We start from the raw sequence: 6,271 nt of genomic DNA, 5'->3' as shown, positions 1-6,271 counted from the left end.
CTCCAATTTCTCATCTTAAGAAAATCATTCCTTTCAAATAAAAAAATAAACCCACTCTTAGCTCAGTTGTGCTTTTAGAAATAGTGATACCTTTTTTATTGCCAAGGTATAGGTCATTAGTTCGAACCACTTTTTATGAACAGACAGGTCGATCCAATTTCTCATCTTAAGAAAATCATTCCTTTTCAAATAAAAAAATAAACCCGCTCTTAGCTCAGTTGCGCTCTTAGAAATAGTGATACCTTTTTTATTGCCAAGGTATAGGTCATTAGTTCGAAACACTTTTTATGAACAGACAGGTCGCTCCAATTTCTCATCTTAAGAAAATCATTCCTTTCAAATAAACCCGCTCTTAGCTCAGTTGCGCTCTTAGCTCAGTTGCGCTCTTAGAAATAGTGATACCTTTTTTATTGCCAAGGTATAGGTCATCAGTTCGAACCACTTTTTATGAACAGACAGGTCGCTCCAATTTCTCATCTTAAGAAAATCATTCCTTTCAAATAAAAAAATAAACCCACTCTTAGCTCAGTTGTGCTTTTAGAAATAGTGATACCTTTTTTATTGGCAAGGTATAGGTCATCAGTTCGAACCACTTTTTATGAACAGACAGGTCGCTGCAGTTTCTCCCTGCGTTCAAAATGTCTCGGTTTACCCCCCCCGCTTGCACAATATTTATGCATTGTTTAGGGTGCTGTAGCTGGGTGTTGTTTCATTGTTGCTAAATTACTTGTTTTTTATATGCAAAATATGAACTCGCTCAAATATTCTCAACTTTTTTTCAACCATAATAAATACAAGCTTTTACAATCTTATTTTTACTGACCGCCAAAGGGCGGTGACAGATGGAGTGTTTATTATGCGTATCCAACAATTAAGTGAAGTGCTTGAGTTCATTGCCAAGTCACGCTTAGACATGGGTCAGCTTTATGGCCGACTACACCGCAATGCAGACTCTACAAGAGTAAAAATGATGTTGGAATATCTACAGCAACACCAACAGCATGTGCATGACAGTATTGAAAATTATATTGATGAAGCACCAAAGCGTATGCTTGAAACTTGGTATAAAGACATCACCTTCGAAGACTTTGAAAAACGCTGCCAAGACTCGACTCTAGCAGCCAATATGAGTGAAGATGATGTACTCGAGATGCATCTTGATTTAGAAAACCGTTTGATTGGTTTTTTAGAAAAAACCGCTAACAGCACTGAGGTCACTGAAATCAAAGATGCTTTATTAGATTTAGTTCGAGTGGAGAAAACCCAGCAGAAACGTATGGTACATAGCGCATTACGGATGGAAGATATCTAAAATCCGGTTTTCCAGCGTCAATTTTATGTTAATATTTATATATAGAGCCAGCTATCAAGCTGGCTTTATTTTTTTAGGCCATCAAATAGCGCAATAGGCTAAGAGGTTAGTATTCTCAGCTATATTGCAGTTTTATATGATTAATCTCCCAAGTGCTGGTAAGTTAACATGACTTCGATTAAAAAATATCTTAAAGATGAGCAAGCAACGATTGATCTTGGTGTTGAATTATCTTTGTGGGTTTCAGCCCCATTAGTGATTTATTTAACTGGTGATCTCGGTGCAGGTAAAACCACCTTAAGCCGTGGTTTGATCCAAAGTTTAGGTCATGATGGCAATGTAAAGAGTCCAACCTATACCCTAGTTGAGCCCTATGAGCTCAAGGGAATGCAAATTTATCATTTTGACTTATATCGTTTGCTTGATCCTGAAGAGCTTGAATTTATGGGGATCCGCGATTACTTTACTGATAACACTATTAGTATTATCGAGTGGCCAGATAGAGGGCATGGCTTATTACCTGAAGCCGATGTTGCCATTCATTTAAGCTATGACGGAGAGCAACGACAGGTGGAGCTCACTGGCATGACAGGAGCTGGTAATCAGCTTGTCGCTAAGCTTTATAACTAATTAGTTCATAATAAGCTTTAAAAACAAACGCTAGTAAGCATAAGTCAATTAACTAAAATAATAATGACCCTAGAAAAAATGACACGATTTATAATCTTCATATGTTTATTATTCTGCTCCTTACAGGTTGCAGCTAATAAACTTGAAAGTGTGCGAATTTGGGATGCCCCGCAATCAACCCGAGTGGTATTTGATTTGTCTTCGGCACCTGATTATAGCTATTTTGTGCTAACAAACCCCCAGCGTTTGGTTATCGACTTAAAACAAGCTTCAACCAATGTGAAGCTTGCTGATATTGCTAAAGACAGCAAGTTGATCAAAAAAGTGCGTATTAGTTCCCCTCCCCAAAAAGGCACTTTACGTGTGGTGCTTGATTTAAACTCACCAGCAAAGCCGAATTTGTTTGCCCTGACACCGACAGCCCCTTACGGTAATCGTTTAGTGGTCGATTTAGATAACTCTGCCAGTAAAAGTGCAGCGGTACAGTCGGTGGTGCACACTAGCAAGCGCTCTACCGATGTGATTGTCGCTATCGATGCAGGCCATGGCGGCGAAGATCCTGGTTCAATCGGCCCCAAAGGCACCTATGAGAAAAAGATTGTACTTGAGATCTCCAAACGTCTTGCACGAGAAATTAATAAAACACCAGGAATGAAAGCGGTGATGACCCGCACTGGCGATTATTTTGTCAATTTAAATCAACGCTCGGAACTGGCTAGAAATAGTCGAGCTGATTTACTGATTTCTATTCATGCAGATGCATTTACGTCACCACAACCTAATGGGGCATCGGTATGGGTATTATCAAAGCGCCGTGCCAATACCGAAATTGGTCGCGTATTTGAGGATAAAGAAAAGCATTCCGAGCTATTAGGTGGCGTTGGAGACATAATTCAAAACTCCGATAGTGAACAGTATCTTGTGATGACCCTAATCGATATGTCGATGGACCATTCTCTGGCTGAAAGTCATCATATTGCCAGTGATGTATTATCAGGTTTAGGTAAAGTGACTAAACTACATAAGAGTAAACCAGAGCATGCGAGCTTTGCTGTTTTAAAGTCGACTGATATACCCTCTATTTTGGTGGAAACTGGTTTTATCTCTAACCCTAGAGAAGAAGGGTTATTGTTAAATGGTAACCATCAACAAAAGTTAGCTAATGCGATCCATAAAGGTGTGCTGAAATATTTTGCCGCTAACCCACCTTCAGGCACCTTATTGGCGAAACAGAGTAACACTAAGCATACAGTAAGAAGTGGCGAATCTTTATCGGTTATTGCCCAGCGATATAAAGTCAGCATAGCCAGTATTCGAAAAACCAACAACCTTAAATCAGATGTCCTACGGATAGGCCAAAAGCTGGTTATTCCAAGAGCGTAAATTATGGCTATTCAAATTTTACCACCACAGCTTGCTAACCAAATTGCTGCCGGCGAAGTGGTTGAGCGTCCTGCATCTGTAGTTAAAGAGTTGGTTGAAAATAGCCTTGATGCTGGCGCAACCCGGGTGGATATCGAAATCGACAAAGGTGGCAGTAAGCTCATTAAAATTAGGGACAATGGTAAAGGCATTTCAAAGGAAGAGTTAGCCTTAGCCTTATCTCGTCACGCGACCTCAAAAGTACACTCCCTTGATGACTTAGAAGCCATTTTAAGTTTTGGTTTTAGAGGCGAGGCCTTAGCCAGTATTAGCTCTGTCTCCCGTTTAAGCCTAACATCAAAACCTGCTGAGCAAACTGAAGCGTGGCAAGCCTACGCTGCAGGCTCGCAAATGGACGTTAAAGTGACGCCCGCTGCGCACCCTAAGGGCACTACCATTGAAGTGGTGGATTTATTCTTTAATACCCCTGCCAGACGACGCTTTTTGAAAAGTGATAAAACCGAATTCACCCATATTGATGAATGGTTAAAACGCATTGCCATCGCCAGAACCGATGTGCATTTTACCTTAACCCATAATGGTAAGTTGGCGCGTCAATATCGAGCGGCCAATACTGAAATTCAATACAAACAGCGTCTTGGGCAAATTTGTGGTCGGGCTTTTGCCGAGCATGCTCTGCACCTAGAATGCCAGCATGATGGCTTGATATTATCGGGTTATTTGCAGTCACCAAATGACTTACAACCGACTGATAGCTGCTATTTTTATGTCAATGGCCGTTTAGTGCGAGACCGATTAGTTAACCATGCGGTAAAGCAGGCATTTGGTCAGTTTCAAGTTCAGCATCAACCGGGTTATGTGTTGATGCTTGAGCTGGATCCGCATCAGGTTGATGTCAATGTACATCCAGCAAAGCATGAAGTGCGTTTTCATCAAAGCCGATTAGTGCATGACTTTATTTTACAGGCATTGCAGTCTGTTTTAGCGCAAATACCTGAATTAGATCTCGGTATAGCTAACAAACCTACAGGCGCGCAAACTGGTATTGGCGAGGAAATTGGTCATTCATCAGAGGCAGAAATAAGCAATTGGCAGCAAGTAAGTCAAGACATGCCGCAAAGTCGGGGATCTGCCACTCAATTACATCAACCTAGAGAGTTATCGAGCAGCCGCTTTGGCAGCATGTCGGTGCCAGCGCAGGGCTATCAACACCAAAGCCATCAACCACAGCATAATGCAGCTACCGGAAGCACAGGAGCTACAAGCAGTGGCAATAATCCCTATAGCGGTGGTAGAACAGCTGACACGGTAGAAATAACCCCAACGGCTATCGCTAATTATGGACAATTACTGCAAACCCAAGCTGGAAATTCTTCATTAACGCAAATTAATGAGACAAATCTGTCTGCGCATATCACTATGCCGTCTATTGTTGATGGTCGCTTCTGGGTGATGGTTACAGGTCAGCAGATTTTATTAGTTGATATCGCGCAAGTTTCTATTTTTGTTACAAAATTAGAGATACAGACTAAAATAACAACAGGGCTTGTGGGTCAGCCATTATTAATGCCGGTTTCAATTGAAGCCGATGTTGACTGGAAAATTATCCTTGAAGAGCGAGAGCAGTTATTACGTAGGTTAGGATTAACCCTTTCAATCCGCTACCAACAGTTGATAATTAAGAATGTGCCCCCATATCTCAGAGATACCCAATTAGCTGTGTTGATCCCAGAATTATTAGATTGGATTAAATTAGAGCAGCCATCGGATGAAGCGTTGGCGTTGTGGATGGCAAAACAGCAAGCAAATCATTTTTCAGCCGCAGCTGAAGTGTGGCTTCAATATAGCCAATTAACCGCAGAGCAGCAGCAAATGCAGTTATCAAAGGCGAAATCATTGCCATGGCAATCCTGGTTAGAAGAGAATTAATGTGAACCAACTCAAACAGCCCAAAGTATTGTTTTTAATGGGGCCAACCGCTTCAGGAAAAACGGCTTTAGCAATTGAAATGGCCCAGCAGCATAATTGTGAAATTATCTCTGTTGATTCGGCATTAATCTATCGTCAAATGGATATTGGCTCAGCCAAACCTGATGCCGATGAGCTAGCCTTAGCGCCTCATCGTTTAATTGACATTCTCGACCCCAGTGAAAGTTACTCTGCGGCAGATTTTCGTCGCGATGCATTAATTGAAATAGAAGATATAATTAGTCGTGGTAAGACCCCTTTATTGGTAGGGGGGACTATGATGTACTTTAAGGCATTGCTTGAAGGCTTGTCACCGTTACCTGCTGCAGATGAGCAGATCAGAGCGCAAATTATGCAAGAGGCAGAAGAGCAAGGTTGGGATGCATTACATCAACAACTTTGCCAAGTTGATGCCACAGCAGGGGCAAGAATTCATCCTAATGATCCCCAGCGGCTATCTCGCGCTCTAGAAGTATACAGAATTACGGGTAAATCGATGACTGAGCTAACGGCAACAAAGTCAGCGCCGTTACCCTATGATGTGATGCAATTTGCGATAGCGCCACATGAGAGAAAAGTATTACATGAATTGATCGCAAAAAGATTTAAACTAATGATGCAAAATGGTTTTATCGACGAAGTTCAACGATTAAAAGATCGCAAAGACTTACATTTAGATATGCCATCTATGCGTTGTGTCGGCTACCGACAGTGTTGGCAGTACCTCGATGGTGAATTTGACTACGAGACTTTAATAGAAAAAGGCACCGCTGCCACTAGGCAATTAGCCAAACGTCAATTAACATGGTTAAGAAGTTGGCCCGAGTTACATTGGCTTGAAAGTGGCGCCGAAGGAAATTTAGTTACACTTATGCAACATTCTAGCTAGCTAATTAGCTGTTGCTGTATAATACTAAAACTAAACAATAAAACATTCTTCAAAAATTCAAAAAATTTATTTTGAAAATAAAAAAAGGA

The 6,271-nt window shown here is 41.1% G+C and carries 5 protein-coding genes; all 5 read left to right on the top strand.

From position 1 onward, the window contains the following. Positions 1–856: 856 nt before the first annotated feature. The 5 genes from Q4546_RS11760 to miaA all read left to right on the top strand — a co-directional run bounded on the left by Q4546_RS11760 (position 857) and on the right by miaA (position 6,182). Positions 857–1,312, top strand: coding sequence for a hypothetical protein (locus tag Q4546_RS11760; protein WP_102439937.1), 456 nt, complete (start codon positions 857–859; stop codon positions 1,310–1,312). Between the two features lie 168 nt (positions 1,313–1,480). Further along, positions 1,481–1,942: a tRNA (adenosine(37)-N6)-threonylcarbamoyltransferase complex ATPase subunit type 1 TsaE gene (gene tsaE, locus Q4546_RS11755; RefSeq protein WP_102439936.1), complete on the top strand. Its 462-nt coding sequence runs from the start codon at positions 1,481–1,483 to the stop codon at positions 1,940–1,942. A gap of 78 nt (positions 1,943–2,020) precedes the next feature. Next, a complete protein-coding gene (locus Q4546_RS11750; protein WP_303446311.1) occupies positions 2,021–3,325 on the top strand; it encodes an N-acetylmuramoyl-L-alanine amidase in 1,305 nt (434 codons plus the stop codon). Positions 3,326–3,328: 3 nt separating this feature from the next. Then, a complete protein-coding gene (mutL, locus tag Q4546_RS11745) occupies positions 3,329–5,254 on the top strand; it encodes a DNA mismatch repair endonuclease MutL (RefSeq protein ID WP_102439935.1) in 1,926 nt (641 codons plus the stop codon). Position 5,255: 1 nt separating this feature from the next. Continuing rightward, the gene (miaA, locus tag Q4546_RS11740) at positions 5,256–6,182 is read left to right on the top strand and encodes a tRNA (adenosine(37)-N6)-dimethylallyltransferase MiaA (protein WP_102439934.1); all 927 of its coding nucleotides are present in this window, start codon (positions 5,256–5,258) and stop codon (positions 6,180–6,182) included. The last annotated feature ends 89 nt before the right edge of the window (positions 6,183–6,271 follow it).

Origin of the sequence: Shewanella sp. 4_MG-2023 (genome assembly GCF_030548015.1) — a bacterium.
GTDB lineage: Bacteria > Pseudomonadota > Gammaproteobacteria > Enterobacterales > Shewanellaceae > Shewanella.
This window is presented reverse-complemented; position numbering and strand designations above follow the sequence as displayed.